Raw genomic sequence first — 26,915 nt, 5'->3', positions numbered from 1 at the left:
TCATCGCACCGCAGCGGGTTGGGCGACGCCGTCGAACCACTTCGCGTACGGCGTGTTCTTCACCAGCTTGCGGTTGAGATCCGGCGCGCCATCGGTCCACCAGACCGCGCCGCGCTCACCGAGCGCGACCTTCGCCGCGTCCACCTCGCCGCGCGCCCGCGCCAGGCGTTCATCGTCGCCAACGCGGCGTGCAGCGGCGACCTCGCGGCGCGCGTTCATCAGGCGCCGCGTCAGCGCATCGCGTTCGGCGGGCTCGAGCGACGGATTCGCCGCGCGCCACAGGCGACCGCGGACGACGATGTAGCGCTGGTCGGGCGTGATCAGGACGGGCATGGCGCAGGCATTCGCTATTGGCGTGCAAGCGATACCCGCACGCGCGTCATGTCGCGGTGAGCGATGAACGACGCACGCGACGACCTCTTCCACGTTTCACGAATGCATCGTTTCTCTCGCGATCCATTCACATCGAGAACGCTACGTTCGTCGCGACGACCGAGGAGACCTCGTGAAGAAACAGATCACAGCACTGGAAAGCGCCGTCGTGCTGCATTCGGCGCAGATCCTGGCGATGGAATGCCTGCTGCGCGCGATGATCGTCACGCATCCCAATCGCGCCCAGCTGAAGGATGCGTTCCAGCGCATCGCCGCCGAGCTCGAGCAGCGCCTGGCCGATGCGGGCTTCGAGAACGGCCTGCCCGTGGACAGCGCGCGTACGCTCGTCGAGCCGTTCCACTCGCGCACCGACGACTGGATCACGTGGGTGGACCTGATCGCGGCCGAATAGCGGCCGCGTGCATCACGCGACGGCGGGCGCACGCGGCGCGAACACGATGATCGCCGCGCCGATCAGGCACACGACGCTGCCGATGACGTCCCAGCGATCCGGCTTCACGCCTTCCACCTGCCACAGCCAGAGCAGCGACGCGGCGATGTAGACGCCGCCATAGGCCGCGTACGCACGGCCCGCCGCGCTGCTTTCGACCAGCGTGAGCAGCCACGCGAACGTCGCCAGCGACAGCATCGCGAGAGGCACCAGCCAAGCGGTCTTCCCCAGGCGCAACCACGCCCAGAAACCGAAGCAGCCGGCGATCTCGGCGAAGGCGGCGGCGATGTAGACGGCGGTGGTGCGGATCATCGGAACCTCGACACCTGCACGAGGGCCGCCAGCAGCGCGATCAGGTTGATCCCCAGTATCAGCGCGCCGATGCCCACGTCCGGATTGGATGAGCTCATGTTCCACACGAAGACGCCTGTCAGATACACCGCGTACGCGCCGTAACCGGCGAGCCACCTTCGCGCGACGACCGGTGTGGCCCATCGCAGCACGAAGTAGCAGGCAACCGGGGCACCGAAGTACAGCGCGACGCTGGCGGTCCGGCGATCCAGCGGGATAGGGCCAGTCGTGATCAGGAGGGCAGTGGCGACGATCAGTACGGCTGCATAGACGTTGTTCACCGCGCGGTACAGCCGGCCGAGCCTGGCGCTGACGGGCGGCGGACCATCGACCGACGCACGCGGCGGAAGGTAGGGATTGAACTCCATGTCGATCCGCCACCCGGCGCTGGCTGAGGTGTTCGCGAGATTACCCGGCGACCGGCCCCGCGGGAAAGGCGCTCACTGGAACGCCAGCGTCAGCACGCGAAGCGCCTCGCGCGTGCGGCGGTCGCTGAGGTTGGTGTAGAGCATCACGTCCTGCGCGCGGATCGACGGCAGCGACAGCACGCCGCCGACATCGACCGTCCCCGCCGGCGCGGCGCGTCGTGCCAGCAGCGCCACCGCGAGCCCGGCGACCGCAGCGGCGCCGAGGATCGCGGCGCCTTTCCCGACGAAGACTTCGCGCCATTCGATGCCGGCGCGATCGAGCGCGCGCACGGCCTGCGTGCGGACGCGGCACGATTCGCCCTGCGTCGCCAGCGGCAACGGCTGTCCGGCGCGCGGCTCCCAGCCGACCGCCGCGAACCATGCGAACGGCTCGGCGAACACCACCCTGCCCCGCTTGCCGCGATCGTCGGGGCGCAGCACGAGCACGGCATCGAGTTCGCCCTGCGCCTGGCTGCGCATCAGCTCCTGCGTGCCGCCGATGCGCATTTCGACCTGCAGGTTCGGATCGTGATCGCGCATGCGCTTGAGCAGGGACGGAAGTTCGCTTCCGACCAGCTGCTGGTTGATGCCGATCGCCAGTCGCCGCTGTTCGGTGTTGAACGCGGCGGCGGCGCGATCGTGCGAGTTCACCAGTTCGCGCGCCATGCCGAGGAACGCCACACCTTCGGCCGACAGGCGCACGTGGCGCGGCGTGCGTTCCAGCAGGCGACGCCCAAGCTGTTCCTCCAGCTTGCGCAGCTTGAGGCTCACGGCGGACTGCGTGGTGTCCAGCACTTCGGCCGCACGCGTGAAGCTCTGCAGGTCGGCCGCCAGCAGAAACGCACGCACGGCATCCACGTCCATCGCCTTGGTGGGCATCATTCGATTCCGTAATGGCAGATATCGTTCTAGATGGATTTTTCGAATCCATCAAGCGGCCTAGGATCGTGGGGGTTCGCTCCCGACCACGAGGTCACATCGTCATGAAACTGCTCACCGGCGCACTCGTCGCCATGCTCGCGGGACTGGCTGCGCGCGATGCGCATCCGGCGCCGCTCGCCTTCCCGCTGCAAGGCACCTGGACACTGGTCGCCGCAGACAAGCTCCTGCCGGACGGCACCACCGCGCGCGATTACGGCGAGAAGCCCAAAGGCAGGCTCATCGTCGACGCGCAGGGGCGCTATTCGCTGCAGATCTTCAAGTCAGAGCGCGCGCGCTTCGCCACCGACAACAAGGCCGAAGGCGGCGTCGACGAAATGCGCTCGGCCGTGATGGGCAGCAGCACGCATTACGGCGCGATTTCGATCGACCCATCGGCCGGGCTGCTCGTTTTCTCGATCGAGGGTTCGTCCTTCCCGAACTGGGAAGGCACGACGCAGAAACGCGAATACACGCTCGACGGCGCCGAGCTGCGCTACAAGGTGCCGCCGCGCCCGGACGGCAGCGTGCCCGTGTCGGTGTGGCGGCGCGTCGACTGAGTCGTCAGATCGGATCGTCGATCGACTTCGCCAACTGCGTGAACAGCTTCGGCCCCGTTTCGGTCATGTACCAGCAGTCTTCCATGCGGATGCCGAATTCGCCGGGGATATAGACGCCCGGCTCGTCGGAGAAGCACATGCCGGGCGCGAGCGGCGTGGCGTCGCCGTGCACGAGGTACGGCGGCTCGTGGCCGTCCAGGCCGATGCCGTGGCCGGTGCGGTGCGACAGGCCCGGCAGGCGATAGCCGGGGCCCCAGCCTTCCTTTTCGTACATGGCGCGCACGGCGTCGTCGATCGCGCCCACCGGGACGCCCGGCTTCGCGGTGGCGAGGGCGAGTTCCTGCCCGCGCTTGACGGTGTCCCAGACCTTGCGCTGCTTCGCCGTCGGCTTGCCCATCACCCACGTGCGCGAAATGTCCGACTGGTAGCCGTGCACCGTGCAGCCCACGTCCATCAGGATGACCGAGCCCTCGCGCACGGTCTGCGGTTGCTTGGAACCGTGCGGATACGCACTGGCCTCGTTGAGCAGCACGAGCGCGAAGCCCGGCTCGCCGCCGAGCGCCGCGGTGGCGGCATCGATCATCGCGCCGAGCTCCTCCGGCCGCATGCCGATGCGCACGTTGTCGTGCACGTAGCGCAGCGCCGCGAGCGTGACGTTGTTGGCCGCCTGCATCAGCGCGAGTTCGGCCGGCGACTTGATGAGCCGCACGGCCTTCACCAGCGCGTCGCCCGACACGATACGGTAAGCGCCGGCGCTCGCCTCGCGCACGCCATCGACGATGAACAAGCGCGTGGTGGATTCGAAGGCGATCGCACCCGATTTCACCCCGCGGTCGCGCAGCGCGCCGACGATGAGGTCGAACGGGCTTTCGTGTTCGTTCCATGGACGCACGTCGCCGCTGACGGCCAGCGTCTCGCGAATCGACGGTTCCTCGAACGCCGGCGTCACGATGACAACGTCGCCACGCGCCGGAATCACCGCGGCCGTCGTGCGTTCGGAGCGATGCCACTGCACGCCGGTGAAGTAATCCAGGCTCGAACCCGACTCGACGATCAGCGCGCCGATCTCCTGCTCGACCATCAGCCGCTGCAGCTTGGCGATGCGCGCGATGCGCTCTTCGGGCGGGATCGGCTTCGTGCCGACCGTGAGCGACGTCAGGCCGGCCACGCCCGCCGGCGCCGCCAGCGCCAACCCGGCGGGAAGCATGAGCGCGCCGCAGGAGGCGACCGCGGCACTGAGGAAATCGCGACGACGCATGAAGCCTCCGGTGGGTGCTGGGCGATGTTCGCAAGTATGCCGCGGGTGGCGAGGCGAAGCGGTGCGGCGTTAGGCAGTCCTCGCCGCGGACAGACCAGCAGGTTCGCCGCCGTCAGTTCGGCAGGTTCGATCGGATGAGGGCCGCGGTGGCGGCAAGTTGGGCGGCCGATACCTGGACGCGTTCGCGACGTCGCGCATCGCCGCTCGGATCATGCGCAGTGCCTGCCTTGCGTCCGGCGCCATCGAACGTCGCCAGTTGCGGCGGACCGATCCCCCAGTCGCTGCCGTTCTGCCGCGGCACGACGTGGAAGTGGAAGTGCGGGGTTTCCTGTCCGCTGTACACCCCGTTGTTCTGGAACGTGAGGATGCCAAGCGGCCGGTAACTCCGGACGAGCGCCTCCGCGACCCGCTTCGCCGCGCCCAGCACCGTCGCGCATTCCTCGGCCGAGAGATCCAGCAACGTCGCGACGTGCCGACGCGTGATGACGCAGCACTGCCCCACTTCGAACTGCCACGGGTTGATGACCGTCAGCGTGTGCTCGCCTTCCTCGATGATCGCCCACCGGTCTTCGCGCCCCGCCACTTCGCACAGGTCGCATGGGTCTCGGACGGGGAGCTCGATCATCTGGTGTCTCCGGTGGAGTCGAGATGGGTGAGGGTCGAGGGGCCGCTATCGGCCAGGAGCGGACATTAGCTCGCTAGCTCTGCCGGCGTCCTGGACCGCACTCAGGTCGATCATTGCCATGCCGCAACGGTGCAGTGATTCACGGCATGGGCTCTCAGGACATCCATCGCGCGCTCGGAAGCCACTAGCAGATGTTTCGGCGAAAGGCCGATGTCGGACTCGCCAGCGACGCCCGTCACCTGGAGCCAAACGAACGGCGGCAGCTCGACTTCCGGCTGCATCTCCAGGTACTCCTCGGTAAGGCTTACCTTTACGGGCGCCAACACGAATCCGGTGAGGCTCGCCACATTCATTGCGTGGCCGAGCGCTTCCGACACCAGAAAGATCGGAAACGATTCCAGTAGTTCGTCACCGAGCCACCCGTTGAAGGCGTAGTGAAGTGACTTCACTACAGGCGGGTGAACCGTGACGTCGACCTCGGTGTCATCGCCCCAGCCGCCGGCGACTTCCGGTTCAAGAGCGAAAAATCTGGCCATGATCTTCCCGGGATATTCGAGGATAGCGGGAAGCAGAAGCCGAAAGAGCATGTCCGCTTCGAGTCGTAGGTGGAGATTATCATCGGCCGTGCGCCCGCGGGGCCGATGTCCGCTATCGGCCAGAAGCGGACATGCGGCGCAGAACGCTAGGCATCGTAAATGGCTCGCCGAGCGCTTGGCACTAGGAGAAGTAGGCGTGAGCCAAGAAAGGCCTCCGCTTCAAGCCGTTCCATAGACATAAGCGTTGAGAGCGAAATTCTGATCGGCCACCTTGCCTTGTCTCCCTCATGGATGGTGTAGATCAGGAATGAGTTTGTGGCCTCGTCGAATTCAACGTGAAACGAATTCGTAAGTACTTCACCATCTTCCATGGCGCAGCTCCCAGGACTTCGGCCCGATGTCCGCTTCGGGTCGAAAGCGGACATTAGCAGCCCGGCTGCCGGGCGTCCCGGTCGAACGTCCGCTATCGGCCAGAAGCGGACATTCATGGGCCGTGCGATGAGGAGGTTTGATTCCGCTTGATCGAGGTTTCAAGCCACATAGCTTTCGTCTCGCTCCCACTGAGCCAGATCAAACCCAATCTCGACGAGGCACAGCTGTGCGGCTCCCCGAAGCGCGTGCCAGTGCTGATTGCGCAGGACCAATTCATCCCACGGCAGCTCGAGCATGGCGTCAATCTGGTTCTCTTCTGACCGCCAAGCAAGCGCAAACTTCTGCACTGCTTCCCTGGCTTTTGACTCCATACCCTCAAGCGCAGAGATGGGACCGGAACCACTGAGTGCGCGGATCACGTCCTGCGCATCATTGATGGCCTCTACCGGGAGGAGGTATTGATCTGACGTCGCATTCACCATGTACCGATCCTGTGCGGCGCGTGAAGCTAGAACGCCGAGACGCCGCCCAATCTCATCCACGATGCTCATGCCTGACGCCCACCATTGATTAGATGACCAGTTTGGTCCGACGCCAATGTCCGCTTTGGGTCGAAAGCGGACGTTAGCATCCGCAGGCTTCCGTGCCGACGTCTGCGCCGCATGTTGGCCGGCGCACCGTCTGCAGGCCGGTGCGCGGCATAGCCGGATTACGTCCGCTCCGGCGGTGACTCGCCGGTCGGCCAGCGGAGTTTCATGTCGCGCAGTGCGTGATCCAGGTCGTTGCACAGGGTCTGCAGGACGTGGAAGAGCGTGGGCTGGGGCATTTCGAGTTCCGCGTCGTCGTGGCGGACGCGGGCGGCGGTGAGGCGGGCGAGTAGCGACAGCTGGTCGCGGGTGCGCGACACGATGTCGCGCGCGGGGTCGCTGATGACGTAGCAGAGGGTCCGGGCCGGCGCCGGACGGGACTTCGTTGGCATGAGTCGCTCCTTTGACTGCGGTGCCCCTGCGGCGGAATGCCGCAGGGGTGTCGGGAGGCTAAGAAACCGTACGAAGAACGGCCGTACAGCTTTTCCCTTTCGGGTGTTGTATGGCTGCCGCCCTCCCGACGCAGAGCGACTGCGTCGAGTTTGCGCCCGCGCTGTTCTGGGCACAAAAACCCACCTTGACGGAGGTGGGTTACCGCTTCGTACGGAGTTCTCAGGCTCCGGCGGCGAGTGTTCTTCCTCGCGTAGAGCGCGATCAATGCGACGAAGTCGCGAACGGTAGCGGCGTCTCACATTCGTGATGCGCGGGATGGGCACGCAACCTGTACAGCCGGACGTCGAGCCGTGGCGCAGCGCCCAGTGCTGAAGCGTGACGCGCCAGTTCCAAAGACTCGTGCGCCAGTCTTTGAACGTGGCGCACGAGTGATTTTGCCTGGCGCGCGAGTCTTCGAGCCTGACGCGCCAGTGTTTTTGCCTGGCGCGCCAGGCTCCGACACTGGCGCACGAGGCAAATTTACTGGCGCGCGAGTTCCCGAGCCTCGAACGCCAGTCCCAAACACTGGCGCGCCAGCCAATTTGCCTCGCGTTCCAGTGTTCATCACTCGCGCGCCGGCCTCCGGCACTGACGCGGCTTGAGGGAGCCGCCACAGGGGACGACGACTACGCCTCGGTCGCGCGACCGAACGCCAGCGCAGTCGCCTTGCGATCGCCCACCAGCGCGCCTCGCATGCGTTCCTCGGTGAGCGGCCGGACGACCCACTTCACCGACACCGCGCCGATCCCGGTCTGCGCGATCGCGATGGCAACGAAGTACGACGGGCCGGGCCCGACGCAGTAGAGGAAGGCATCGGAGGGCTGGTCTTGTTGCCCCAGCGTGGAGAGGTCGTCACCCCGGAGCTGCATCGGCTGCCTGCTGATCTTGACGACCTTCAGGGCTTCGCCCGTGACGCGCCCAACGGGCGTGTCGAACGCCTGCGCGTTGAAGCTGCGCATCACCTCGTCCCTCGCCTTTCGACTATGGGCCCGCGCCGCAAACAGGGCGACGGCCATGAAGGCGACGGTGACGAGCGTGGTGATCAGTTCGTCCATGCCTGCGCCCGCCGGCTCACTGGCACCACTGCTGCTCGCACGGCACGCCGTCGTGGTTGCCATCCATGGTGGTGTGCGGGCAATGCTGGAGGAAGTATTTGGCTTCAGCGCACGAGGTCATCTGCGAGCACGTGGTGCGTCCGTCGCAATGGAAGGCCGGTGCCGATAGCGGCTGGGTCGATATCGGGACAGCTGCGGCGGATTCCGGTGCCGCGGAGCTGCTCCATCGTCCGTACGCGTAAGCGCCAATCACGCCGAGGGAGAGCATCGAAAGGATCACCGAGAGAGCGCGAGCGGGCCGCTTTGGACGCTCGGCAAGCTCGCGATTACGCGGCCGCGCGCCCGGTCGCATGACACGCGTCGCCCGTGATTTCCCTTCGGGCCCGGTCTCGATTTCGAACGAGATCAGCTCGCCGACGCGCGGCCGCTGACCATCACGCGGGAATGCCGATATGTGGACGAAGATCTTCTCGCCCGCTTGCGCCGGAGCGATGAAGCCAAAGCCGCGCTCGTCGTTCCACGATTCCAGCGTGCCGTGCTTGCGCATCGAAATCCCTTTCGCCTCGTTGGAGACATGCCCGGCGCGTTTTCGCCTATCGCTGCTAGAACTTGAGCATCGATACGAGCGCGTAGGCGCATCGGACAATGCGCCTACTCATGCGTTACTTCGGCGCAACGTTGTTGCGCCCTACTTGCTGAGGCGGGCAATGCCGAAGGCCGCGCCGGAGATGCGTGTCAATGACGTCACGCGCTGTGTAACGGGCGAGTACGCGTCGGCTTGCCGGCTATCGTTGACGCAAGAGACGAACAATCTCTGCAAGCAGGACATCGAGACTTTGCGAAAAATCTACCTGACGCTCGTTAGGTAGAACTTCATGAGAGCGAATCGGGATATGCAAATGCGCGTCGGCGATCTTTCGCGCTCCCTCGTTTAGGTGCTTCATGGAGTCCTTAAAGGACTTCGTGCCCGCAGCGTTGTTTGCGACCTCGTTGAACGTCCTTTGTCCGAAAATCGGCGGAACGTGATCAAGAATAGACCGCACCAACATGGCCACCGAAAAATAGCAGTCAGCCACAGCGCAGATGTTCAGCTCTTTCAGTAGCGCGACAAGCTTTTGTAGGTCGAAGCTTGCACTATTAATCTCCGCGAGCTCTTCGATCCTAGAGCGTGACACATACCGTCCGTCGACCGTCCCAACCTTGTACTTGATGCCATCAGGCTCCTTCAAGCCAGGATAAAGGTCCTCGTATTCTCGGAGCTTCTTGAAGTGCAGCTTGACGTAGCCGACCGCGGACGCCTTGACAAAACCATTCGCGAGCGTGAGCTTGCCTCGAAGACGTGATGCATTGGGCTGAGGCAAATGTAGGGTGCCGAGCGCTGCCATGACGGCGGCGAACTGTACTTCTGATTGCTGGGAAGTAGTGCTCAGGAAGTAGGTAAGCCTACGAACCCGCTCCACCTCGGACTGAGCGGCCAGATCAGCCTCACGCGCAAATTCCTGCAGCGAACTCATGAAGCGTTAAGAGATGCGACACCGTCGTCGGTCACGAAAAACTGGTCGCCATCGCGCTCGCAATATCCTTGGGTGATGTTTCCAGCCAAACACTGCGATGCGTTTCCAAGACGTGATTGGTTGTTCTCGCGAAGAGCATTCGTGACGTCGCCCGTCTTGAGACGCCCCCTCCCCTTCGCATGAAGCCAGACTGCTGTGGCCAAGAACTTCTTGGACTGGCTTTCCGTAGCGCTTTTTTCGCGTAGGAAGGCACCTAGCGCGCGTTGTCCGGCATCAGCTTCACCACCGCCACTAGAGCGGCTCGGCGCAGCCGCTTCACCATGTGCTGGCTCAATCCGCCTAGGAAGGTGGGAAAGGAACTTGTCTAATTGGTCAGCCACCCATTCTTGGCTTCCCTCAGCCGAGAACTCGGCATCCCCGAACTTTACTTTCGTGCTGGCGTTCATGACGTTTGGTCATCCTTGGTCTAGCCGCATTTCGAGTAACCGCAGTTCAAACAAGTCGCGCAGCCGTCCATGATCACGACCGCCTTCGTCGAGCACTTGTGGCACATCGTCGCCGACGGCGGGAAGGCGGCGCCTTCGCCGGTGACTTCCACGTCTTCGACGCGCGGTTCGTCGGAGACGCGCGGGTCGGGGAACAGGTCGCCGGCGGAGCTTCCGCTTACTTCACTGTTTTTTTTTGAGAGCTGCGCGTAGGCGGCGCGCTTCTCGGCGATCAGCGCGCGCTGGGCGTCGCTCATTTCGGGGTCGTGGATCAGGCCGATCGACTTGAGGTGGTCCTCGACGATCGCGCCGAGTTCGGCCACCAGCGAGGGCATGTAGACGCCGCCCGGCTTCCAGTAGCCGCCGCGCGGGTCGAACACGGCCTTCATTTCGTCGACCAGGAAGGTGACGTCGCCGCCCTTGCGGAACACGGCCGACATGATGCGGGTGAGTGCGACGATCCACTGGAAGTGGTCCATGTTCTTCGAGTTGATGAAGATCTCGAAGGGACGGCGCAGCTCGTGTTCGGTACCGGCGTTGAGCACGATGTCGTTGATGGTTACGTACAGCGCGTGCTCGAACAGCGGCGATTTGATCTTGTAGGTGGAGCCCACCAGGATTTCCGGGCGCTCGATGCGCTCGTGCATCTGGATGACATCGGCCGTGGGCAGCTCGGCGACCGGCGCGGCGGCAGGCTTGTTCGCCGCGGCTGCCTTGTCTTCCGGGGTGACGACGCTGTAGCCCTTGATTTTCTTGTCGATCTTGACGGCCATGTGACCCGCTCCTGGTGCGGTGTTGCTGATCTGGTTTTCGGTGTTAATGCGGTGGCCGCGCCGCGCGGGCGCGGCCACCAATCGGGGCTTGCTGTTACGTGGCAGCTTTCTTAGCAACCTTCTTGGCGGGTCGCTTGACTGCCTTCTTCGCGCTGGCCTTGCGGGCCGGCGCCTTCTTCGCCGTCGATGCGGCGGATTTCGTCACGGCCTTGCGGGTCGCGGCGCCACGCGTGGTGGTGCGCTTGGTCGCGGCCTTCTTCGTTGCGGCCTTCTTCGTGGCCTTCTTCGCGGCGGTCTTGCCACGCGTGGCGGCCAAGGCCTTCTTCGCCTTGGTCGTCTTCTTGGCGACCTTGCGCTTGGCAGCGGCGACATCGCGCTTGGCGGTGCCCTTGGCCTTGGCGACGTCGGTCTTGCCCGCCTTGCGTGCAGCCTTGACCTTCTTGGCCGCCTTCTTGCGCGCCGCGGTCGCTTCGCGGCGGAGGTTGGCGGCTTCCTTCTTCGCGTCGGCGGAGGCCTTCTCGAGCTTCTTCTTCGCGCTGCCGACGGCCTTCTTCGCCGCCTTGGTCGCCTTGCGCACGTTCTTGCGCGCGGCTTCCACGGCTTCATCGGCGCGCTGCATGACGGCGCTGCTGAAGGTGGTCACGGTCTCTTTCACGTTGTCGGCGGCCTGCGACAGGGTCGCCGTCACTCCGTTGCCATTGCTCATGTAATGCCCTCCTGACGGGCGTCTCATTCGTAAGGCGTTGCGGTAACCGGGGCCTTGCAAAAAACTGCTGGAAACGCGGTGTTGCGAAGCGACTCTAACGCGATGGCGGGCCGGAGGATGAATGCGGTTCCGGTCTGCCTTCCTGCGGCGACGCTGCGGAAGCAACGTCGCTGGATCCCCGCTTTCGCGGGGAGGACGCAGGTTTTAGAACTTGCCGTAATAGCCTTCCTTGAGCGCGTCGAACAGGTTGGCGGCGGTGTGCATTTCGCCGTCGTATTCGATCTGCTCGTTGCCCTTCACTTCGAGCACGCTGCCGTCTTCCAGTTCGAAGCGGTAGGTGGTGTTCTCGAGGTCGGCTTCCTTCACCAGCACGCCCTGGAAGGCGGCCGGGTTGAAGCGGAAGGTGGTGCAGCCCTTGAGGCCCTGCTGGTGCGCGTAGCGGTAGATGTCCTTGAACTGCTCGTACGGGTAGTCCGTGGGCACGTTCGCGGTCTTGGAGATCGAGCTGTCCACCCACTTCTGCGCGGCGGCCTGCACGTCGACGTGTTCCTTCGGCGTGATGTCGTCGGCGGCGATGAAGTAGTCAGGCAGCTGCGCTTCGGGCTCTTCGGAGAACGGCATCGCCTTCGCGTTCACCAGCTCGCGGTAGGCGAGCAGTTCGTACGAATAGACGTCGACCTTCTCCTTCGACTTCTTGCCTTCGCGGATCACGTTGCGGCTGTAGTGGTGCGCGAACGACGGCTCGATGCCGTTGGACGCGTTGTTGGCCAGCGACAGCGAGATCGTGCCGGTCGGCGCGATGGAGCTGTGGTGCGTGAAGCGCGCGCCGGTCTCGGCCAGTTCGTCGACCAGTTCCGGCGCGACGGTGGCGATGCGCTGCATGTAGCGGCTGTACTTGGCGTGCAGGACGCGGCCCGGGATCTCCTGGCCGACCTTCCAGCCGTCCTTCTTCATCTCCGGACGCTTGCGCAGCATCTCGGCGGTGACTTCGAAGCGCTCTTCCATGATCGGCGCGGCGCCCTTTTCCTTCGCCAGCGCCAGGCCCATCTCCCAGCCGGCCACGGCCATTTCCTGGGCGATGCGCTCGGTGAACTCGCACGATTCCTTCGAACCGTACTTCATGCGCAGCATGGTCACCGTGCTGCCAAGGCCCAGGAAGCCCATGCCGTGGCGGCGCTTGCGCATGATCTCGTCACGCTGCTGCGGCAGCGGCAGGCCGTTTACTTCGACCACGTTGTCGAGCATGCGGGTGAACACGCGCACGACTTCCTTGTATTCCTCCCAGTCGAAGGAGGCCTTGTCGGTGAACGGGTCGCGCACGAACTTGGTCAGGTTGACCGAGCCCAGCAGGCACGCGCCGTACGCCGGCAGCGGCTGCTCGCCGCACGGATTGGTGGCGCGGATGTTCTCGCACCACCAGTTGTTGTTCATCTCGTTGACGCGGTCGATGAGGATGAAACCCGGCTCGGCGTAGTCGTACGTCGAGACCATGATCATGTCCCACAGGTGGCGCGCACGGATGTGGCCGTAGATCTTGCAGGCCACCAGGCCGTCGTCGCGCACGATGTAGTTGCGATGCGTCGGCCATTCGCGCCAGACGACCTGGTTGGCGTCGTTGACGTCGAGGTCGCCCTTTTCCTTGATGTTCACCGGGAACACCAGCGGCCATTCGGCGTCGTTCTCCACCGCCTGCATGAAGCCGTCGGTGATCAGCAGCGACAGGTTGAACTGGCGAAGGCGACCGTCCTCGCGCTTGGCGCGGATGAAGTCCTTCACGTCCGGATGCGACACGTCGAACGTGCCCATCTGCGCGCCGCGGCGACCGCCGGCGGAGGACACGGTGAAGCACATCTTGTCGTAGATATCCATGAAGGACATCGGGCCCGACGTATACGCGCCGGCGCCGGCGACGAACGCGCCGCGCGGACGCAGCGTCGAGAACTCGTAGCCGATGCCGCAGCCTGCCTTCAGCGTGAGGCCGGCTTCATGCACCTTCTCCAGGATGCCGTCCATCGAATCCTCGATGGTGCCGGACACGGTGCAGTTGATGGTCGAGGTGGCGGGCTTGTGCTCGAGCGCGCCCGCGTTGGACGTGATGCGGCCGGCGGGAATGGCCCCGCGGCGCAGCGCCCAGACGAAACGCTCGTTCCAGTACTGCTGCTTCTCGGCGGACGGCTCGGCTTCGGCCAGCGCCTTGGCGACGCGCTGGTAGGTGGCGTCGATGTCGGCGTCCACCGCGGTGCCGTTCTTGGTCTTCAGCCGGTACTTCTTGTCCCAGATGTCCTGGGAGGCGGGCTGCATCGGGATTTCCCGCTCGGCCGCGGCTGTCTTGACCGCCTCGAGGCGCACTGTGCTCATGCCTGTCCTGTCTCCTTTCAATGGCGGTTCGGGCCCTGAAACCTTGCCGCCGTGGATTCTTATGTTGGCTGCCGCACCATCGGCGTCGTGTACGACGTCCGCCGACGGCTATGCCCACGACCGCGTTTTCAGCGGTCGCGACGGCATGGGTTTTTCTGGATTCCTTCGCTCATCCTGCTCCGCCACGGACCCTCCCCCGAAGGTGCCGGTAGTCAGCAAAACCAAGCCGAAAACCCCAAGTTTGGGTTTCCGTCGACATCGTGACCACTAGATGTAGTGGGCGAAGGCGAGGACTCAAGCTACCCCCGCCCCCGGGATGTGTCAACGGTTTTTTGATGGCAGTCACACAGCTGTGATGGCGGTCAAACGCCTTCATCGACGCGCTTGCCGAAGCCGGCGGGAACGTGCACGAGGAGGCAACGCAACGCCCTGCCGACCGGCCGCGCGGGCGAAAAACTTCATCGCGTATTTAATGCGGTTCAGTGAAACTGAACGCCTCCGCGGCGGGGCCTGGCGCGCACGGCGAAGCGAGATTCGCCGCACCGCATCGGCCCCGCGCACACCCCATTCACCCTTGCCTGCGACCGACGCGATGCGCCCGCTGCCGACCCTGTTGACCCTGTCCCTCGCCGCCGCCTTCGGCGGCTTCGCCGCCACCGCCATCCGCGACGGCCTGGAAGCGCCGGCGCAGGCGGCGCCCGCGTCCGCCGTCGCCGCGACGCCGACCGTCGCCACCCTGCCGGCCGTGGTCGGCGGACAGCCGCTGCCTTCGCTCGCGCCGATGCTGGCGAAGGTGACGCCGGCCGTGGTCAGCGTGCACACCAAGCAGCGGGTGAACGTGAGCCCGTTCGGCAGCGACCCGATGTTCCGCCGGATGTTCCCGGAGCTCACCCAGGAGCGCATCAACGAGTCGCTCGGCTCGGGCGTCATCGTCGATGCGAAGCAGGGCTTCGTGCTGACCAACCACCACGTGATCGAAGGCGCCGACGAAGTGTCGGTGACGCTCGCCGACGGCCGGACGCTGAAGGCCGATTTCGTCGGATCCGACCCCGACACCGACGTGGCGCTGATGCGCATTCCCGCGCAGGGCCTGACGGCGCTGCCGCTGGCCGATTCCAGCGCGCTGCGCGTGGGCGATTTCGTGGTGGCGGTGGGCAATCCGTTCGGCATCGGCCAGACGGTGACGTCCGGCATCGTGTCCGCGGTGGGCCGCAGCGGCCTGCGCGGGCTGGGTTTCCAGAACTTCATCCAGACCGACGCCTCGATCAATCCCGGCAATTCCGGCGGCGCGCTGGTGAACCTCAACGGCGAGCTCGTCGGCATCAATACCGCCAGCTTCAACCCCCGCGGCTCGATGGCGGGCAACATCGGCTTGGGCTTCGCAATCCCCACCAGCCTGGCGCGCAACATCATGGGCCAGCTGATCGCCAACAACGGCGTGGTGATCCGCGGCACGATGGGGCTGGAATCGCAGGACGTCGATGCGCGCCTCGCGCAGGCGCTGGGACTGCCCGAAGCGCGCGGCGCGGTGGTGACGCAGGTGTTCTCCGGCGGCGCCGCGGCGGCGGCGGGCGTCAAGGTCGGCGACGTGATCCTCGCCGCGAACGGCGAGCGCATCGACGATCGCGACGCGCTGCGCAACTTCGAGGGCCTGCAGTCGGTGGGAAGCCGCATCGCGCTGGACGTGCGTCGCGATGGCAAACCGTTGACGCTGACGACAACGCTGCGTGAGCAGCCGCGTTCGTACGTGGGAACCGAGCTGGACCCGCGTCTCACCGGTGCGAGTTTCGCCGACCTGCCCGAGCGCCTGCGCCAGGCGGGTCTTTCGGGCGTGATGGTGGATTCGGTGGCACGCGGCAGCCGCGCCGAAGCCAACGGGCTTCGCAAGGACGACGTGGTGATCGCGTCCAACGCGGGCAACTTCGAGGATCTGCCGGGCTTCCGCGCGAGCTTCACGCAGCGTCCTGCACAGTTGGTCCTGCGCATTCTTCGCGGCAACCGCCGGGCCGACCTGCTGATGCAGTGACGCCGCGCACCGCGCAGTGCCTTCGATCCACGTCTTTCAGCAGAACGTCCTTCCGACATACAGGAGCCGCTCGATGAATACCCCCACCGATCCGACCAATCCCGGCGGCAGCGCCATCAACACCGGCACGGGCACTGGCTCCGGCCTCGGCACCAACGCCGGCAGCGGCACGGCGTCGAACTACACCGATGGCGTGCGCAGCAACCTGTCGCAGGCCGGCGGCCACGTGAAGCAGGCCGCCAGCGATGCCGGCTCCGCGCTGCGCGGTGCGGCGAGCGCTGCGGGCGAGGAACTGCGCGTGGGCAAGGCGAACGTCAAGGCGGACCTCGCCGATGGCGCGCTCGCCGGCCTCGCCGCTGCGGAGAACGCCGGTGGCGCCGCGCGCGAGCAGATGGACGCGCTGATGGACAAGGGCCGCGACCTGGTCGACAGCGCCGCCGAGCTCATCCGCGAGCGTCCGCTGGCTTCGTTCGGCGTCGCCTTCGCTGCGGGATGGATCCTCGCGAAGCTCGGCCGCAGCGGCGACAAGTAAGCGCGCGCTGACGTGAGCGAAGGGGACGAGCGCTACGACCACGACCCGGCGGACCAGCCACCGCCGGACCTCGCCGAGTCGCTGCGCGACATCGGCAACACCGCCAAGGCCAGCCTGGGCGCGGCCGCCGATTCGGCGCGCGCCCTGCGCTCGCTGATGGCGGCCGATCTGTCGCTGGCACGCAGCGCGATGGGACGCGCGCTCGCATTTGCCGGCGTCGCGGTCGTCTTCGGGGCATCGGCGTGGCTGTTCCTCATGGCCACGCTGGTCACGCTGCTTCGTAACTTCGGTCTGTCGTGGCTGATGTCGATGCTGATCGCCGCCGGCCTCAGTCTCGTCGTCACCGCCTACGCCGGCCTGCGCGCGATGCATTACTTCGACCACACGCGCATGCAGGCCACGCGCCGGCAGCTGGCGCGGCTGGGCATCGGCGAACTGGCCGACCTGATGCCCACCGCCGATTCGCCCGAATCCGCGCGCACCGTCGCGCAGGAACTGCGCGAAAACGGCGACGCGGCGAAGAAACAGAACAACGGCATCGACATCACTCCGCCCTGACGCCATGGCCCTCAAGCAGAAAAAGCCGACGTTCAAGCAGCTCATCGCCAAGGTCCACCAGTGCGAGGACGTGGTGGAGGCGCGCGAGCGCGAAGCCATCGCCGACGTTCGCCACCTCAAGGCCTCCTGGGTGGCGGCGTGGACGCCGTGGCGGATCGTGATCGCGGGGCTCGCCGCAGGCTTCATCGTCGGCCGAGCCGAACCGATGCGCGCCGTCGCCAAGAGCGGCGGGCTGATGCAGATCGTCTCGATGGCGGCGAGCCTGTTCGCCGGCAGCAGCGCGAAGGTCGCGGCGGACGAGGCGACCGAAGCGAAGGAACAGGTCGCCGAAGAGGCCGCAACGCCTGACGTGGTGGTGCAGCCCGTGGCTACGCCGGTCGCGAGCGTGCATCCCGATGCGGTCGCCGACGACCTGGACGACGAGGCGTACGCCCTAGCCCAGGCCGAGGCCCGTGCGCGCGCCGCGCGCACCGCGACCGTCGACCAGGTGACGCGATGAGCGCGCTGCCGCTGGTTCCGGCCGCGGCCGACAACGTCGAATCGCTCGACGAGGACGGCGAACTTCCTCCCAGTCCGCCGCCCGCACCGCGACCGCGCTCGTCCAGCGCGGCGCTGGTGCTGGCGACGCTCGCGGTGGGCTTCACCCTGTGGGCGGCGCAGGAACTGGTGCTGCCGATCCTGCTGGCGATGTTCTTCGCGCTGATCGGCAACCCGATCATCCGCGGTCTGCAGCGCGTGTATGTGCCCCGCTTCATCGGCGCACTGATCGTGTTGCTCGGCGGCCTGTTCGCGGCCGGCGCGCTGGGCAACCAGCTGATCGAACCGGCCGGCGAATGGGTGCGGCAGGTGCCGCGCGAGATGAAGCAGGTTGCGCCGAAACTTCGCGATCTGTACAAGCCGATGCTCGACGCGAACAAGGCCGCGCAGAACATCGCACGTGCGGCCGGTGGCGAAAGCACGAGCCGGCCGGTGCAGGTGATCCGCACCGAGGCCAACGAGCCCTACAAGGTCCTCACCGCGACGCCGCGCCGCATCGCGTCGGTGCTCGCGGTCGTGCTGCTGACGTTCTTCTTCATGGTGTATGGCGAGCAGCTGCAGCGGAACGCGCTCGCGCTGCTGCCCACGCGCCAGCAGAAGAAGCTGACGGTGGAGATCCTCACGTCGATCGAGCGCGCCATCTCGCGGTACGTGCTGACCATCACCGTCATCAACACCTGCCTGGGCCTGGCGCTGTCGGGCGCGCTGTACTGGCTCGGCGTGCCGATGCAGGAGGCGCTGCTGTGGGGCACGATGGCGGCGATCCTCAATTTCGCGCCGTACGTGGGTCCGCTGATCGGCATCATCATCATGCTGCTGATGGGCTTCGTCGCCTTCGACGACCTGTGGCCGTCGTTGCTGCCGGCCGGCATCTACCTGGCACTGCACACGCTGGAAGGCCAGATCATCACGCCGATCATCCTCGGCCACAGCATGCGGCTGTCGCCGCTGGTGCTGATCCTGGCGCTGATGGTGTTCGGCTGGCTGTGGGGCATCATCGGCCTGCTGCTCGCGGTGCCGCTGCTGGTGTGCGTGAAGCTGGTGCTGGCGCGGGTGGAAGGGCTGACGGGGTGGGCGCGGTTGCTGGAGTGAGGCAATGGCGTTCGTGACGATCTTCGCGGCATCGCGCGTCCCGACCCTCACCCCAACCCCTCTCCCGGCGGGAGAGGGGCTTCAATCCCCGCCTCGCGGCCTCCCGGCTGCCGTACCCAGCCCCGCCGCCGGCTGGGGCTAAAATCGCCGGATGGCTTTCCCCATCCGCGCGATCACCCTCGACCTCGACGACACGCTGTGGCCCTTCGCACCGATCGGTGCGCGGGTCGAACGCGTGCTGCACGACTGGCTGACGCAGCACTGCCCGCTCACCGCGCAGCGCTTCCCGATCGAGGCGATGCGCGAACTGCGCGAGCGCATGTACGTCGAACGCCCCGACCTGGCCCACGACTTCAGCCAGCTGCGCAAGCTGAGCCTGGTGCGGGCGATGGAACTGGCCGGCGACGACCCGCTGCACGCCGACGCCGCGTTCGAGGCGTTCTACGACGAGCGCAACCGCGTGGACTTCTACGAGGACACGCTGGACGCACTCGCGCGCCTGGCCGCACGTGTACCGCTCGCGGCGATCAGCAACGGCAATGCGGACCTCGCCCGCGTCGGCATCGGCGCGCATTTCGCCTTCCAGCTGGGCGCGCGCGAACACGGCATGCCCAAGCCGCACGCCGGCATCTTCCACGCCGCCTGTGCGCGCTTCCCGTTCGCGCCGCATGAGGTGCTGCACGTGGGCGACGACATCGAGATGGACGTCGTCGGCGCGCATCGCGCGGGCCTGCGCAGCTGCTGGATCAACCGCATCGGCGCGCAGTGGCCGCACGAGGACGTGCGCCCCGATCTTCAATTCACCACCCTCGCCGAACTCGCCGACTGGCTGGATTCGACGCACACGATGGAAACCGTTGCCGCATGAGCCTGCCGTCCGGATTTGCCGACACCACCACCGCCGACGCGCTGCCGCTGCACGTCGTCACGCGCGACAGCCTCGCCGCCTGGCGTTCGGCGCAACCGGCCGGCGTCGGCGCATGGCTCGATGCGCAGGGCTTCGACGGCTCGCCGTTCTCCGCGATCACGCTGCCGGGCAGCGATGGCGGCATCGCGGGCGCGGTGATCGGCGTGGGCGACATGCTCGACCCGTTCGCCTACGGCCACGCGCCGTACGCGCTGCCGGCGCGCGCGTTCGCGCTGGCGGGCGAGCTGCCGGCCGACGCCCGCAACGCCCTGCAGCTGGGCTGGGGCCTGGGTGCATATCGCTTCACCCGCTATCGGCAGCCGCTGCGCGCGCCGGCGCAACTGGCCATCGCGCAGGCCGATGCCGACGCCTTCGCGCAGTTGGCCGCCTGCGTGCGCGTGCGCGACCTGGTCAACACGCCGACCGAGCACATGGGTCCGGACCAGCTGGAGCAGGTGGCGTGCGAGATCGCCGAACGCTTCGGCGCGCGCATCGAAGTGGTGAGCGGCGACGACCTGATCACGCAGAACTTCCCGGCGATCCACGCCGTCGGCCGCGCGAGCCATCGCGCGCCGAGGCTCATCACGCTGCGCTGGGGCGATGAATCGCACCCGCACGTGGTCATCGTCGGCAAGGGCGTGTGCTTCGACACCGGCGGCCTGGACCTCAAGCCCGCCGACGGCATGCGCAACATGAAGAAGGACATGGGCGGCGCGGCGCACGCGATCGCGCTGGCCGAACTGGTGATGGCGCGCAAGCTGCCGCTGCGCATCACGCTGCTTGTTCCGGCGGTCGAGAACGCGATCGGGCCGAACGCGTTCCGTCCGGGCGAAGTCGTCGACACGCGCAAGGGTGTCACGGTCGAGATCGACAACACCGACGCCGAAGGCCGCGTGATCCTCTGCGATGCGCTGACCTACGCCGCCGAGATGCAGCCGCAACTGCTGCTGGACTTCGCCACGCTCACCGGCGCGGCGCGCATCGCGCTCGGCCCGGACCTGCCGGCGCTGTACAGCAACGACGACAGAGTGGCGCAGCAGTGGTTCGACGCCGGCATGCAGCTGCGCGATCCGCTGTGGCGCATGCCGCTGTGGCGCCCGTACGTGCGTTACCTGGTGAGCAACGTGGCCGACATCGCCAACGGCGGCCCGTCGAAGATGGCCGGCTCGATCACCGCCGCGGTGTACCTGGACCGCTTCGTCCCGCCGACGCAGAAGTGGGCGCACCTGGACGTGTACAGCTGGAACGACAACGACCGCCCCGGCCGCCCGGCGGGTGGTGAAGCGCAGGGCTTGCGCGCTGCGTACGCGTTGTTGAAGCAGCACGCGGGCGTTTGACGTCCAACTGAGAGGTCCAGGTCGTATTGCGGTCCTGGAACGACGAGCTGTGAAGCCCCTCTCCCACCGGGAGAGGGGTTGGGGTGAGGGGCAACGGAGCTGTGACGGTGAGCTGCCTCTGCCTGACAGCGCTGCGCTGCGTCCGCACCGAACGCAAAGAGCCAAATGGATTCCAGCTTCCGCTTGAATGACGACCGAAGTGCGGAAGCGCTGTCAGCCTGGGTCCCGGCGTTCGCCGGGATGACGGTGCTTCATGGGTGGCGCTTCATGGGTGGCGGCGCTTCATGGGTGGCCACGCTCTATGGAGTGACGGCGCTTCAAGCCCCTCTCCCACCGGGAGAGGGGTTGGGGTGAGGGGCAACGGAGCGGTGGAGGTGAACTGTCGCTGCCGCACAGCGCTGCGCTGTTGCTTCCGCACCACACACATAGAGCCAAATGGATTCCAGCTTCCGCTGGAATGACGACCGAAGTGCGGAAGCGCTGCCAGCCTGGGTCCCGGCGTTCGCCGGGATGACGTTCGCGAGTGGTCAAGCTTGCTTCGATCTGCCGCAAGGCGCTGAACCTTAGGAACCCTGATAGCGCTATCGACCACCGAATGGCGCTCCGGGCACATGCGTACGCCGGCCGCCGAGGTGACCCCGCGCCCCCGCATCGCATACGCTTGGCGGCGTTGCGGCCGTAGAAAGTTACTTCCGGCCCCTTGGCGCGGCGCGGGACGCTGCCCACACTGCCCCCCTTCCCCATCGTCCGGATCGTCGATGAACAACTCTGCCGACCTGCTCAAGGAACTGCGCATAGACCGCTCGGCACCGCCGCCGCCCACCTCGCGCCGCGGTCTGTGGATCGCGTTGGCCGCCGTCGCGGTCCTGGTCGTGATCGCGCTCGTCGCGTGGGCCGCGTTCGGCCGCGCGCGCGGCGTGGAAGTGCGCACCGCCACGGTGACGGCGATCGGCAACGGCGGCGCAAGCGGTTCGGTGCTGGATGCCACCGGCTACATCGTCGCGCGCCGCATGGCGACGGTGTCGGCGAAGATCACCGGCAAGGTGCGCGAGGTGTTCATCGAGGAAGGCATGAAGGTCGACGAAGGCCAGGTCATGGCCACGCTCGATCCGCTCGACGCCGATGCCGAACGCACGCTCGCCAGCGCGCAGCACAGCGCCGCCCGCAGCCAGGTCGAAAGCGTCCGCGCGCAGCTGTCGGAAGCCGAAGCCAACGCGCGCCGCCTGTCGACGCTGGTGAACCAGCAGCTCGTGTCGAACGCGCAGTACGACGAAGCCGTCGCCGCGCGCGATTCGCTACGAGCCGAGCTGACCACCGCCGAGCGCAACGCCAAGGTCGCCGGCGATCGCCTGCGCATCGCCGACATCGGCGTCGACAACACCATCGTGCGCGCGCCGTTCGCCGGCGTCGTCACCGCCAAGGCCGCGCAGCCGGGCGAGATCGTCTCGCCGCTGGCCACCGGCGGCTTCACGCGCACCGGCATCGGCACCATCGTCGACATGGATTCGCTGGAAGTCGAAGTCGAGGTCGGTGAGGCCTTCATCGGCCGCGTGCAGCCGAAGATGCCGGTGGAAGCCACGCTCAACGCGTACCAGGACTGGAAGATCCCCGGCGAGGTCATCGCGATCATTCCCGCTGCCGACCGCGGCAAGGCCACGGTGAAGGTGCGCGTCGCGCTGAAGCAGAAGGATCCGCGCATCGTGCCCGACATGGGCGTGCGCGTGAGCTTCCTGGAGCCGAAGAAGGATGAAGCGCCCGCGCAGAAGCCCGGCGCGCTCGCGCCGGCGGCGGCGATCGTCGCGCGCGAGGGCAAGCAGGTCGCGTTCGTCGTGACCGAGGACAAGGCCTCGCAGCGCGAGGTCACCGTGGGCCGCAGCCTGGGCGAGGATCGCGAGATCACGCAGGGTCTCTCAGGCGGTGAGACGGTCGTGCTGGATCCTCCGGCCTCGCTGTCCGACGGCGACCGCGTGCGCGTCGCGCAAGGCGGCGACGCGGAGCCCGCAAGCGAATAAGCAGCAAGCAAGCCTTACGAGCAGGAAGCAGTCCCCCTTTCATCGTTTCGAGGACGTCGCAATGGCCACGCTGGTTTCGATCCGCAACCTGAGAAAGACCTATCAACGCGGTCCGGAGAAGGTCGAGGTGCTGCACGGCATCGACCTGGACATTCCCAAGGGCGATTTCGTCGCGCTGATGGGTCCGTCGGGTTCCGGCAAGACCACGCTGCTCAACCTCATCGGTGGACTGGATTCGCCCACCGGTGGCGAGATCACCGTCGACGGCCAGCGCATCGACGCGATGACCGCCGGCCAGCTGTCGCACTGGCGCAGCCAGAACGTCGGCTTCGTGTTCCAGTTCTACAACCTGATGCCGACGCTCAACGCGCAGAAGAACGTCGAGTTGCCGCTGCTGCTGACCAAGCTGTCGGCGGCGCAGCGCAAGCGCAACGCGGAGATCGCGCTGCAGCTGGTGGGGCTGGCCGAACGCGGCAAGCATCGTCCGAACGAACTGTCCGGCGGCCAGCAGCAGCGCGTGGCGATCGCACGCGCGATCGTCTCCGATCCGACGCTGCTGATCTGCGATGAACCGACGGGCGATCTGGATCGTCAATCGGCCGAGGAGATCCTCGCGCTGCTGCAGTCGCTCAATCGCGACCACGGCAAGACCATCATCATGGTCACGCACGATCCCAAGGCCGCCGACCACGCCCAGCGCACGATCCACCTCGACAAGGGAACGCTGGTCGAGCGCGAGCTGGCGCTGGAGCACTGACGCTCACTCCCACCTTCCCGTAGCCCCTCTCCCGCCTGCGGGAGAGGGGATGGGGTGAGGGCCGATCCGGCGTTGCCGCCGAGCCGCCCTCATCCGCCCTTCGGGCACCTTCTCCCGCGCGCGGAGAAGGGAACATTCTTGAGGACGCAGAGATGAAATACCTGCACCTGATCTGGGCCGCGCTGTTCCGAAGCAAGACGCGCACCTTCCTGACGCTGCTGTCGGTCGTCACGGCATTCCTGCTGTTCGGCATGCTCGACTCGGTCCGCGTGGCGTTCAGTTCGAGCGCGAACGTCGCCGGCACCAACCGCCTCATCACCACCTCGAAGCTGTCGATCACCTCGTCGCTGCCGTACCGGCTGCAGTCGCAGATCGAAAGCGTGCCGGGGGTGAAGAAGGCCTCGTATGCCACCTGGTTCGGCGGCATCTACCAGGACCCGAAGAACTTCTTCCCGAACTTCGCCGTCGGCCCGGGTTACATGGAGCTGTATCCGGAGTACGTCGTGCCCGCCGACCAGCTCAAGGCGTTCTACGCCACGCAGGACGGCGCCATCGTCGGCGAGGCGCTGGCGACCAAGCACGGCTGGAAGATCGGCGACACGATCCCGCTGCAGGCGACGATCTTCCCGACCAAGGGCAGCAACAACTGGAACTTCAAGCTCGTCGCCATCTACCGCGTGAACGACAACAAGCGCAAGGGCGAAGAGAACACGCTGATGTTCAACTGGAAGTACTTCGACGAGGCCAACGACTACATCAAGGGCCAGGTGCACTGGTACGTGATCGACGTAGCCAATGCCGACCAGTCCAATGCCGTCGCGCAGGCCATCGACAAGCTGTCGGACAACTCCGACCACGAGACCAAGACGCAGACCGAAGCGGCCTTCAACCAGGCCTTCTTCAAGCAGATCGGCGACATCGGCATGATCGTGACCTCGATCATGGGCGCGGTGTTCTTCACCCTGCTCCTGCTCACCGGCAACACGATGGCGCAGGCGGTACGCGAGCGCATCCCGGAACTGGCGGTGCTCAAGACCATCGGGTTCTCCAACCGCAGCGTGCTGTGGCTGGTGCTCGCCGAGGCGACGTTGCTGGTAGTGCTGGGCGGGTTGATCGGCCTGGGGCTGGCGGCGCTGATCATGCCGGGCGTGAGTTCGGCCAGCCGCGGCCTGATCCAGCTGCCGAGCGTGCCGGGCGCGACCTGGGGCCTGGGCCTGGCGCTGATGCTGATCATCGGCGTGGTCGTCGGCCTGCTGCCGGCGCTGCGCGCGATGCGCCTGAACATCGTCGATGCCCTCGCGGGCCGCTGACAGGAGACACGACATGAGCCGTGCAAGGAAGTGGTTGGGCAACGCCGGCGTGGTGCTGGCGCTGGTCGTGGGATTGGCCGCGTGGATCATGCTGCCGTGGTACGCCGTGCTGGCGCTGGTGGTCGCGATGGTGCTGTGGCTGCTGCTCACGCGCAGCGGTCGCCTCGCGCTGGAAGCCACGCGCATCGGCATCGCGAGTCTGCCGCAGCGATGGGGCGCCTCAAGCGTCATCGTGGTCGGCATCGCCGGCGTGGTCGGCGTGCTGGTGGCGATGCTGGCCATGGGCGCGGGCTTCGAGGCGACGCTGAAGCAGACCGGCAACGACAGCACCGCGATTATCTTGCGCGGCGGTTCGCAGGCGGAGACCAATTCGGTCATCACCCGCGACCAAGTGCCGCTGGTGAGTGCGCTGGCGGGCGTCGCGCGCGGTTCGGACGGCCGGCCGGCGATTTCGCCGGAGCTGTCGCAGGTGGTGAACATGGTCACGCGCGCCGACCATACCGACGCCAACGCGCAGCTGCGCGGCGTCGGCGAGGCGGCGTGGGCGCTGCGGCCGCAGGTGAAGATCGTCGAAGGCCGGAAGTTCGAGCCGGGCAAGCGCGAGCTGATCATCGGCCAGGGCGCGCGCAAGCAGTACGTCGACCAGCAGTTCAACGACCTCAAGCCGGGCACGCAGATCGAACTGGCGAACCAGGTGTGGACGGTGGTGGGCTTCTTCGCGTCGGGCGATTCGCACGACTCGGAGCTGTGGGCCGACGCCGAAACCCTGGCTTCGACGTATCGCCGCAGCGCGTACCAGTCGATCACGGTGAAGCTCGACGGCAAGGACGGCTTCGACAAGCTCAAGGCCGCGATGGCCGCCGACCCACGCCTGAAGCTCGACGTCGACACCACGCGCCATTACTACGCCAAGCAGTCCGAGCAGCTCAGCGGTTTCCTGCGGGTGCTGGGCATCGTGATCGGCTCGATCATGGCGGTGGGCGCGGTGTTCGGCGCGCTCAACACCATGTACGCCGCCGTGGCGGGGCGTTCGCGCGAGATCGCGACGATGCGCGCGATCGGCTTCCGTGGCCTGCCGGTGGTGGTGGCGGTGATGCTGGAAACGATGTTGCTGGCGCTGATCGGCGGCCTGCTCGGCGGACTGATCGCGTGGCTGGTGTTCAACGGCTACAGCGTGTCGACGCTGGGCAACAACTTCAGCCAGGTGATGTTCCAGTTCAAGGTCTCGCCGGAGCTGCTGTGGAACGGCATCAAGTGGGCGCTTGGCATCGGCCTGGTCGGCGGCCTGTTCCCGGCGCTGCGCGCGGCGCGCTTGCCGGTGACGGAGGCGTTGCGGGCGGCGTGATATCCGCCTTGCGTTGAAAGCAGAAAGGCCGCGAGCGATCGCGGCCTTTCTGTTTCCTGCTGTCGTTCCCGCGAGGGCGGCGGGAATCCATGGAGCTTTCGCCTTTTGCTGTCATTCCCGCGAAGGCGGGAATCCATGGGGCAGACGCATCAAGCTACGGACGAGCTGCCACGGCTGACGGCCGGATTCCCGCCTTCGCGGGAATGAAAGCAAATGGCAAACGCGTTACGCGCGAAGCTGCGATACCCGCTCCGCTTCGATCTTCCCCAGCAACCACTGCAATCCCGCGAGGTGCTGTTGGTCATGGCTGCACAGGTAGTGCACCAGGCTGCGCAACGTGAGCGGGCCGTAGCCTTCGAACTCCGCCGTGCGCGCGAGCTGTGCGTCGTCCAGGCGCGCGATCGTCTCCACCGTGCGGGCGCGCGCATCGCGGAAGGCCTGCAACACGGCCTCGGCATCGGCGTCGCCGTAGCGGCGTTCGATCGCCAGCGGCTCGCTGTCGATCGACGGCAGCAGCGGATGCGCTTCGTCCAGCGTGCGGCGGATGCGCTCCTGGTAGCCCTCGATCTCGATGTCGCGCACGTGGCACAACTGCTCGATCGCGGTGAAGTGCTCGCTGGGAATGCCGTCCCAACTCGTGGGCGTCCAATGCCGATGCGACACGGGAATCGCCTTGTAATGCGCCTCCAGTTGCAACGGGAACAGCGCCAGTGCGTTCAGCGTGGTCTTGTCCATCGTGATG

At 66.4% G+C, this 26,915-nt stretch carries 30 protein-coding genes; 13 read left to right on the top strand and 17 right to left on the bottom strand.

Annotation, left to right across the window (positions count from 1 at the left end; genetic code table 11):
• Positions 1-333 (bottom strand): hypothetical protein, encoded by a 333-nt coding sequence (locus DX912_RS04125; protein WP_115841210.1) that lies wholly within the window; start codon positions 331-333, stop codon positions 1-3.
• Between the two features lie 172 nt (positions 334-505).
• Here DX912_RS04125 and DX912_RS04120 point away from each other — a divergent pair, with 172 nt between their 5' ends.
• Positions 506-784 carry a hypothetical protein gene (locus DX912_RS04120; protein WP_115841209.1) on the top strand — a complete coding sequence of 93 codons (279 nt, stop codon included), beginning with the start codon at positions 506-508 and terminating at the stop codon, positions 782-784.
• 12 nt (positions 785-796) lie between these two features.
• Here the strand turns inward: DX912_RS04120 and DX912_RS04115 are convergent, their stop codons facing one another.
• The 3 genes from DX912_RS04115 to DX912_RS04105 all read right to left on the bottom strand — a co-directional run bounded on the left by DX912_RS04115 (position 797) and on the right by DX912_RS04105 (position 2,460).
• A complete protein-coding gene (locus tag DX912_RS04115) occupies positions 797-1,135 on the bottom strand; it encodes a YnfA family protein (protein WP_115841208.1) in 339 nt (112 codons plus the stop codon).
• Positions 1,132-1,542: a hypothetical protein gene (locus DX912_RS04110; RefSeq protein WP_115841207.1), complete on the bottom strand. Its 411-nt coding sequence runs from the start codon at positions 1,540-1,542 to the stop codon at positions 1,132-1,134. The genes DX912_RS04115 and DX912_RS04110 overlap by 4 nt, the downstream gene beginning before the upstream one ends.
• 72 nt (positions 1,543-1,614) lie before the next feature.
• On the bottom strand, positions 1,615-2,460 hold the full coding sequence (locus DX912_RS04105) for a LysR family transcriptional regulator (protein ID WP_115841484.1): 846 nt from the start codon (positions 2,458-2,460) through the stop codon (positions 1,615-1,617).
• 104 nt (positions 2,461-2,564) lie between these two features.
• On the opposite strand from DX912_RS04105, the gene DX912_RS04100 reads away from it, so the two are divergent.
• Complete coding sequence (locus tag DX912_RS04100; protein WP_115841206.1) at positions 2,565-3,059, top strand: lipocalin-like domain-containing protein; 495 nt, start codon at positions 2,565-2,567, stop codon at positions 3,057-3,059.
• Between the two features lie 4 nt (positions 3,060-3,063).
• On the opposite strand, the gene DX912_RS04095 is transcribed toward DX912_RS04100, so the two are convergent.
• The 12 genes from DX912_RS04095 to DX912_RS04045 form a co-directional block, all read right to left on the bottom strand.
• Entirely contained in the window at positions 3,064-4,317 is a 1,254-nt protein-coding gene (locus DX912_RS04095) for a M24 family metallopeptidase (RefSeq protein ID WP_115841205.1), read from the bottom strand.
• A gap of 112 nt (positions 4,318-4,429) precedes the next feature.
• Positions 4,430-4,942: an HIT family protein gene (locus tag DX912_RS04090; protein WP_115841204.1), complete on the bottom strand. Its 513-nt coding sequence runs from the start codon at positions 4,940-4,942 to the stop codon at positions 4,430-4,432.
• A 110-nt stretch (positions 4,943-5,052) separates the two neighbouring features.
• Positions 5,053-5,478 carry a hypothetical protein gene (locus tag DX912_RS04085; RefSeq protein ID WP_220340759.1) on the bottom strand — a complete coding sequence of 142 codons (426 nt, stop codon included), beginning with the start codon at positions 5,476-5,478 and terminating at the stop codon, positions 5,053-5,055.
• A 530-nt stretch (positions 5,479-6,008) separates the two neighbouring features.
• On the bottom strand, positions 6,009-6,401 hold the full coding sequence (locus tag DX912_RS04080; protein ID WP_115841202.1) for a hypothetical protein: 393 nt from the start codon (positions 6,399-6,401) through the stop codon (positions 6,009-6,011).
• Between the two features lie 158 nt (positions 6,402-6,559).
• Positions 6,560-6,829 (bottom strand): XAC0095 family protein, encoded by a 270-nt coding sequence (locus tag DX912_RS04075; protein WP_115841201.1) that lies wholly within the window; start codon positions 6,827-6,829, stop codon positions 6,560-6,562.
• 666 nt (positions 6,830-7,495) lie between these two features.
• On the bottom strand, positions 7,496-7,924 hold the full coding sequence (locus DX912_RS04070; protein ID WP_115841200.1) for a hypothetical protein: 429 nt from the start codon (positions 7,922-7,924) through the stop codon (positions 7,496-7,498).
• A gap of 16 nt (positions 7,925-7,940) precedes the next feature.
• Entirely contained in the window at positions 7,941-8,471 is a 531-nt protein-coding gene (locus DX912_RS04065; protein ID WP_115841199.1) for a cold shock domain-containing protein, read from the bottom strand.
• A gap of 238 nt (positions 8,472-8,709) precedes the next feature.
• A complete protein-coding gene (locus DX912_RS04060; protein WP_115841198.1) occupies positions 8,710-9,438 on the bottom strand; it encodes a hypothetical protein in 729 nt (242 codons plus the stop codon).
• A complete protein-coding gene (locus tag DX912_RS18135) occupies positions 9,435-9,884 on the bottom strand; it encodes a hypothetical protein (protein WP_147298559.1) in 450 nt (149 codons plus the stop codon). The genes DX912_RS04060 and DX912_RS18135 overlap by 4 nt, the downstream gene beginning before the upstream one ends.
• A 20-nt stretch (positions 9,885-9,904) precedes the next feature.
• Positions 9,905-10,696, bottom strand: coding sequence for a TSCPD domain-containing protein (locus DX912_RS04055; protein ID WP_115841197.1), 792 nt, complete (start codon positions 10,694-10,696; stop codon positions 9,905-9,907).
• A 94-nt stretch (positions 10,697-10,790) separates the two neighbouring features.
• The gene (locus DX912_RS04050) at positions 10,791-11,402 is read right to left on the bottom strand and encodes a hypothetical protein (RefSeq protein ID WP_115841196.1); all 612 of its coding nucleotides are present in this window, start codon (positions 11,400-11,402) and stop codon (positions 10,791-10,793) included.
• A 204-nt stretch (positions 11,403-11,606) separates the two neighbouring features.
• Positions 11,607-13,760: an adenosylcobalamin-dependent ribonucleoside-diphosphate reductase gene (locus DX912_RS04045; RefSeq protein WP_115841195.1), complete on the bottom strand. Its 2,154-nt coding sequence runs from the start codon at positions 13,758-13,760 to the stop codon at positions 11,607-11,609.
• A gap of 592 nt (positions 13,761-14,352) precedes the next feature.
• Between DX912_RS04045 and DX912_RS04040 the strand changes: the two genes are divergently transcribed.
• From DX912_RS04040 to DX912_RS03990, 11 genes are all read left to right on the top strand, one after another.
• The gene (locus DX912_RS04040) at positions 14,353-15,786 is read left to right on the top strand and encodes a trypsin-like peptidase domain-containing protein (RefSeq protein WP_115841194.1); all 1,434 of its coding nucleotides are present in this window, start codon (positions 14,353-14,355) and stop codon (positions 15,784-15,786) included.
• A gap of 193 nt (positions 15,787-15,979) precedes the next feature.
• A complete protein-coding gene (locus tag DX912_RS04035) occupies positions 15,980-16,318 on the top strand; it encodes a hypothetical protein (RefSeq protein WP_115841483.1) in 339 nt (112 codons plus the stop codon).
• Between the two features lie 12 nt (positions 16,319-16,330).
• Positions 16,331-16,876 (top strand): phage holin family protein, encoded by a 546-nt coding sequence (locus DX912_RS04030; RefSeq protein ID WP_115841193.1) that lies wholly within the window; start codon positions 16,331-16,333, stop codon positions 16,874-16,876.
• A 4-nt stretch (positions 16,877-16,880) separates the two neighbouring features.
• Positions 16,881-17,375, top strand: a complete 495-nt coding sequence (locus DX912_RS04025; protein ID WP_115841192.1) for a hypothetical protein — start codon at positions 16,881-16,883, stop codon at positions 17,373-17,375.
• Complete coding sequence (locus DX912_RS04020; RefSeq protein WP_115841191.1) at positions 17,372-18,505, top strand: AI-2E family transporter; 1,134 nt, start codon at positions 17,372-17,374, stop codon at positions 18,503-18,505. Before DX912_RS04025 ends, DX912_RS04020 begins: the two co-directional genes overlap by 4 nt.
• A 151-nt stretch (positions 18,506-18,656) precedes the next feature.
• Positions 18,657-19,373: an HAD family hydrolase gene (locus DX912_RS04015; protein WP_115841190.1), complete on the top strand. Its 717-nt coding sequence runs from the start codon at positions 18,657-18,659 to the stop codon at positions 19,371-19,373.
• The gene (locus DX912_RS04010) at positions 19,370-20,749 is read left to right on the top strand and encodes a leucyl aminopeptidase family protein (RefSeq protein ID WP_115841189.1); all 1,380 of its coding nucleotides are present in this window, start codon (positions 19,370-19,372) and stop codon (positions 20,747-20,749) included. The genes DX912_RS04015 and DX912_RS04010 overlap by 4 nt, the downstream gene beginning before the upstream one ends.
• Positions 20,750-21,507: 758 nt before the next feature.
• Complete coding sequence (locus DX912_RS04005) at positions 21,508-22,761, top strand: efflux RND transporter periplasmic adaptor subunit (protein ID WP_115841188.1); 1,254 nt, start codon at positions 21,508-21,510, stop codon at positions 22,759-22,761.
• 61 nt (positions 22,762-22,822) lie between these two features.
• The gene (locus tag DX912_RS04000) at positions 22,823-23,518 is read left to right on the top strand and encodes an ABC transporter ATP-binding protein (RefSeq protein WP_115841187.1); all 696 of its coding nucleotides are present in this window, start codon (positions 22,823-22,825) and stop codon (positions 23,516-23,518) included.
• A 152-nt stretch (positions 23,519-23,670) separates the two neighbouring features.
• The gene (locus DX912_RS03995; protein ID WP_115841186.1) at positions 23,671-24,828 is read left to right on the top strand and encodes an ABC transporter permease; all 1,158 of its coding nucleotides are present in this window, start codon (positions 23,671-23,673) and stop codon (positions 24,826-24,828) included.
• Between the two features lie 13 nt (positions 24,829-24,841).
• Entirely contained in the window at positions 24,842-26,173 is a 1,332-nt protein-coding gene (locus tag DX912_RS03990) for an ABC transporter permease (RefSeq protein ID WP_115841185.1), read from the top strand.
• A 225-nt stretch (positions 26,174-26,398) separates the two neighbouring features.
• Here DX912_RS03990 and DX912_RS03985 read toward each other — a convergent pair whose 3' ends face one another.
• Positions 26,399-26,908, bottom strand: coding sequence for a DinB family protein (locus DX912_RS03985; protein WP_115841184.1), 510 nt, complete (start codon positions 26,906-26,908; stop codon positions 26,399-26,401).
• Positions 26,909-26,915 lie beyond the last annotated feature (7 nt).

It is taken from the genome of Lysobacter soli, from assembly GCF_003382285.1.
Classification (GTDB): domain Bacteria; phylum Pseudomonadota; class Gammaproteobacteria; order Xanthomonadales; family Xanthomonadaceae; genus Lysobacter_J; species Lysobacter_J soli.
Note: the sequence above shows the minus strand (reverse complement) of the source record. Positions and strands in the feature narration are given on the sequence as shown.

What these genes read in the sequence shown, in the direction of transcription:
- DX912_RS04125 (WP_115841210.1), bottom strand. Translation starts at nt 333, where the DNA reads ATGCCCGTCCTGATCACGCCCGACCAGCGCTACATCGTCGTCCGCGGT.
- DX912_RS04115 (WP_115841208.1), bottom strand. Translation starts at nt 1,135, where the DNA reads ATGATCCGCACCACCGCCGTCTACATCGCCGCCGCCTTCGCCGAGATC.
- DX912_RS04110 (WP_115841207.1), bottom strand. Translation starts at nt 1,542, where the DNA reads ATGGAGTTCAATCCCTACCTTCCGCCGCGTGCGTCGGTCGATGGTCCG.
- DX912_RS04105 (WP_115841484.1), bottom strand. Translation starts at nt 2,460, where the DNA reads ATGCCCACCAAGGCGATGGACGTGGATGCCGTGCGTGCGTTTCTGCTG.
- DX912_RS04100 (WP_115841206.1), top strand. Translation starts at nt 2,565, where the DNA reads ATGAAACTGCTCACCGGCGCACTCGTCGCCATGCTCGCGGGACTGGCT.
- DX912_RS04095 (WP_115841205.1), bottom strand. Translation starts at nt 4,317, where the DNA reads ATGCGTCGTCGCGATTTCCTCAGTGCCGCGGTCGCCTCCTGCGGCGCG.
- DX912_RS04090 (WP_115841204.1), bottom strand. Translation starts at nt 4,942, where the DNA reads ATGATCGAGCTCCCCGTCCGAGACCCATGCGACCTGTGCGAAGTGGCG.
- DX912_RS04085 (WP_220340759.1), bottom strand. Translation starts at nt 5,478, where the DNA reads ATGGCCAGATTTTTCGCTCTTGAACCGGAAGTCGCCGGCGGCTGGGGC.
- DX912_RS04080 (WP_115841202.1), bottom strand. Translation starts at nt 6,401, where the DNA reads ATGAGCATCGTGGATGAGATTGGGCGGCGTCTCGGCGTTCTAGCTTCA.
- DX912_RS04075 (WP_115841201.1), bottom strand. Translation starts at nt 6,829, where the DNA reads ATGCCAACGAAGTCCCGTCCGGCGCCGGCCCGGACCCTCTGCTACGTC.
- DX912_RS04070 (WP_115841200.1), bottom strand. Translation starts at nt 7,924, where the DNA reads ATGGACGAACTGATCACCACGCTCGTCACCGTCGCCTTCATGGCCGTC.
- DX912_RS04065 (WP_115841199.1), bottom strand. Translation starts at nt 8,471, where the DNA reads ATGCGCAAGCACGGCACGCTGGAATCGTGGAACGACGAGCGCGGCTTT.
- DX912_RS04060 (WP_115841198.1), bottom strand. Translation starts at nt 9,438, where the DNA reads ATGAGTTCGCTGCAGGAATTTGCGCGTGAGGCTGATCTGGCCGCTCAG.
- DX912_RS18135 (WP_147298559.1), bottom strand. Translation starts at nt 9,884, where the DNA reads ATGAACGCCAGCACGAAAGTAAAGTTCGGGGATGCCGAGTTCTCGGCT.
- DX912_RS04055 (WP_115841197.1), bottom strand. Translation starts at nt 10,696, where the DNA reads ATGGCCGTCAAGATCGACAAGAAAATCAAGGGCTACAGCGTCGTCACC.
- DX912_RS04050 (WP_115841196.1), bottom strand. Translation starts at nt 11,402, where the DNA reads ATGAGCAATGGCAACGGAGTGACGGCGACCCTGTCGCAGGCCGCCGAC.
- DX912_RS04045 (WP_115841195.1), bottom strand. Translation starts at nt 13,760, where the DNA reads ATGAGCACAGTGCGCCTCGAGGCGGTCAAGACAGCCGCGGCCGAGCGG.
- DX912_RS04040 (WP_115841194.1), top strand. Translation starts at nt 14,353, where the DNA reads ATGCGCCCGCTGCCGACCCTGTTGACCCTGTCCCTCGCCGCCGCCTTC.
- DX912_RS04025 (WP_115841192.1), top strand. Translation starts at nt 16,881, where the DNA reads ATGGCCCTCAAGCAGAAAAAGCCGACGTTCAAGCAGCTCATCGCCAAG.
- DX912_RS04020 (WP_115841191.1), top strand. Translation starts at nt 17,372, where the DNA reads ATGAGCGCGCTGCCGCTGGTTCCGGCCGCGGCCGACAACGTCGAATCG.
- DX912_RS04015 (WP_115841190.1), top strand. Translation starts at nt 18,657, where the DNA reads ATGGCTTTCCCCATCCGCGCGATCACCCTCGACCTCGACGACACGCTG.
- DX912_RS04010 (WP_115841189.1), top strand. Translation starts at nt 19,370, where the DNA reads ATGAGCCTGCCGTCCGGATTTGCCGACACCACCACCGCCGACGCGCTG.
- DX912_RS04005 (WP_115841188.1), top strand. Translation starts at nt 21,508, where the DNA reads ATGAACAACTCTGCCGACCTGCTCAAGGAACTGCGCATAGACCGCTCG.
- DX912_RS04000 (WP_115841187.1), top strand. Translation starts at nt 22,823, where the DNA reads ATGGCCACGCTGGTTTCGATCCGCAACCTGAGAAAGACCTATCAACGC.
- DX912_RS03995 (WP_115841186.1), top strand. Translation starts at nt 23,671, where the DNA reads ATGAAATACCTGCACCTGATCTGGGCCGCGCTGTTCCGAAGCAAGACG.
- DX912_RS03990 (WP_115841185.1), top strand. Translation starts at nt 24,842, where the DNA reads ATGAGCCGTGCAAGGAAGTGGTTGGGCAACGCCGGCGTGGTGCTGGCG.
- DX912_RS03985 (WP_115841184.1), bottom strand. Translation starts at nt 26,908, where the DNA reads ATGGACAAGACCACGCTGAACGCACTGGCGCTGTTCCCGTTGCAACTG.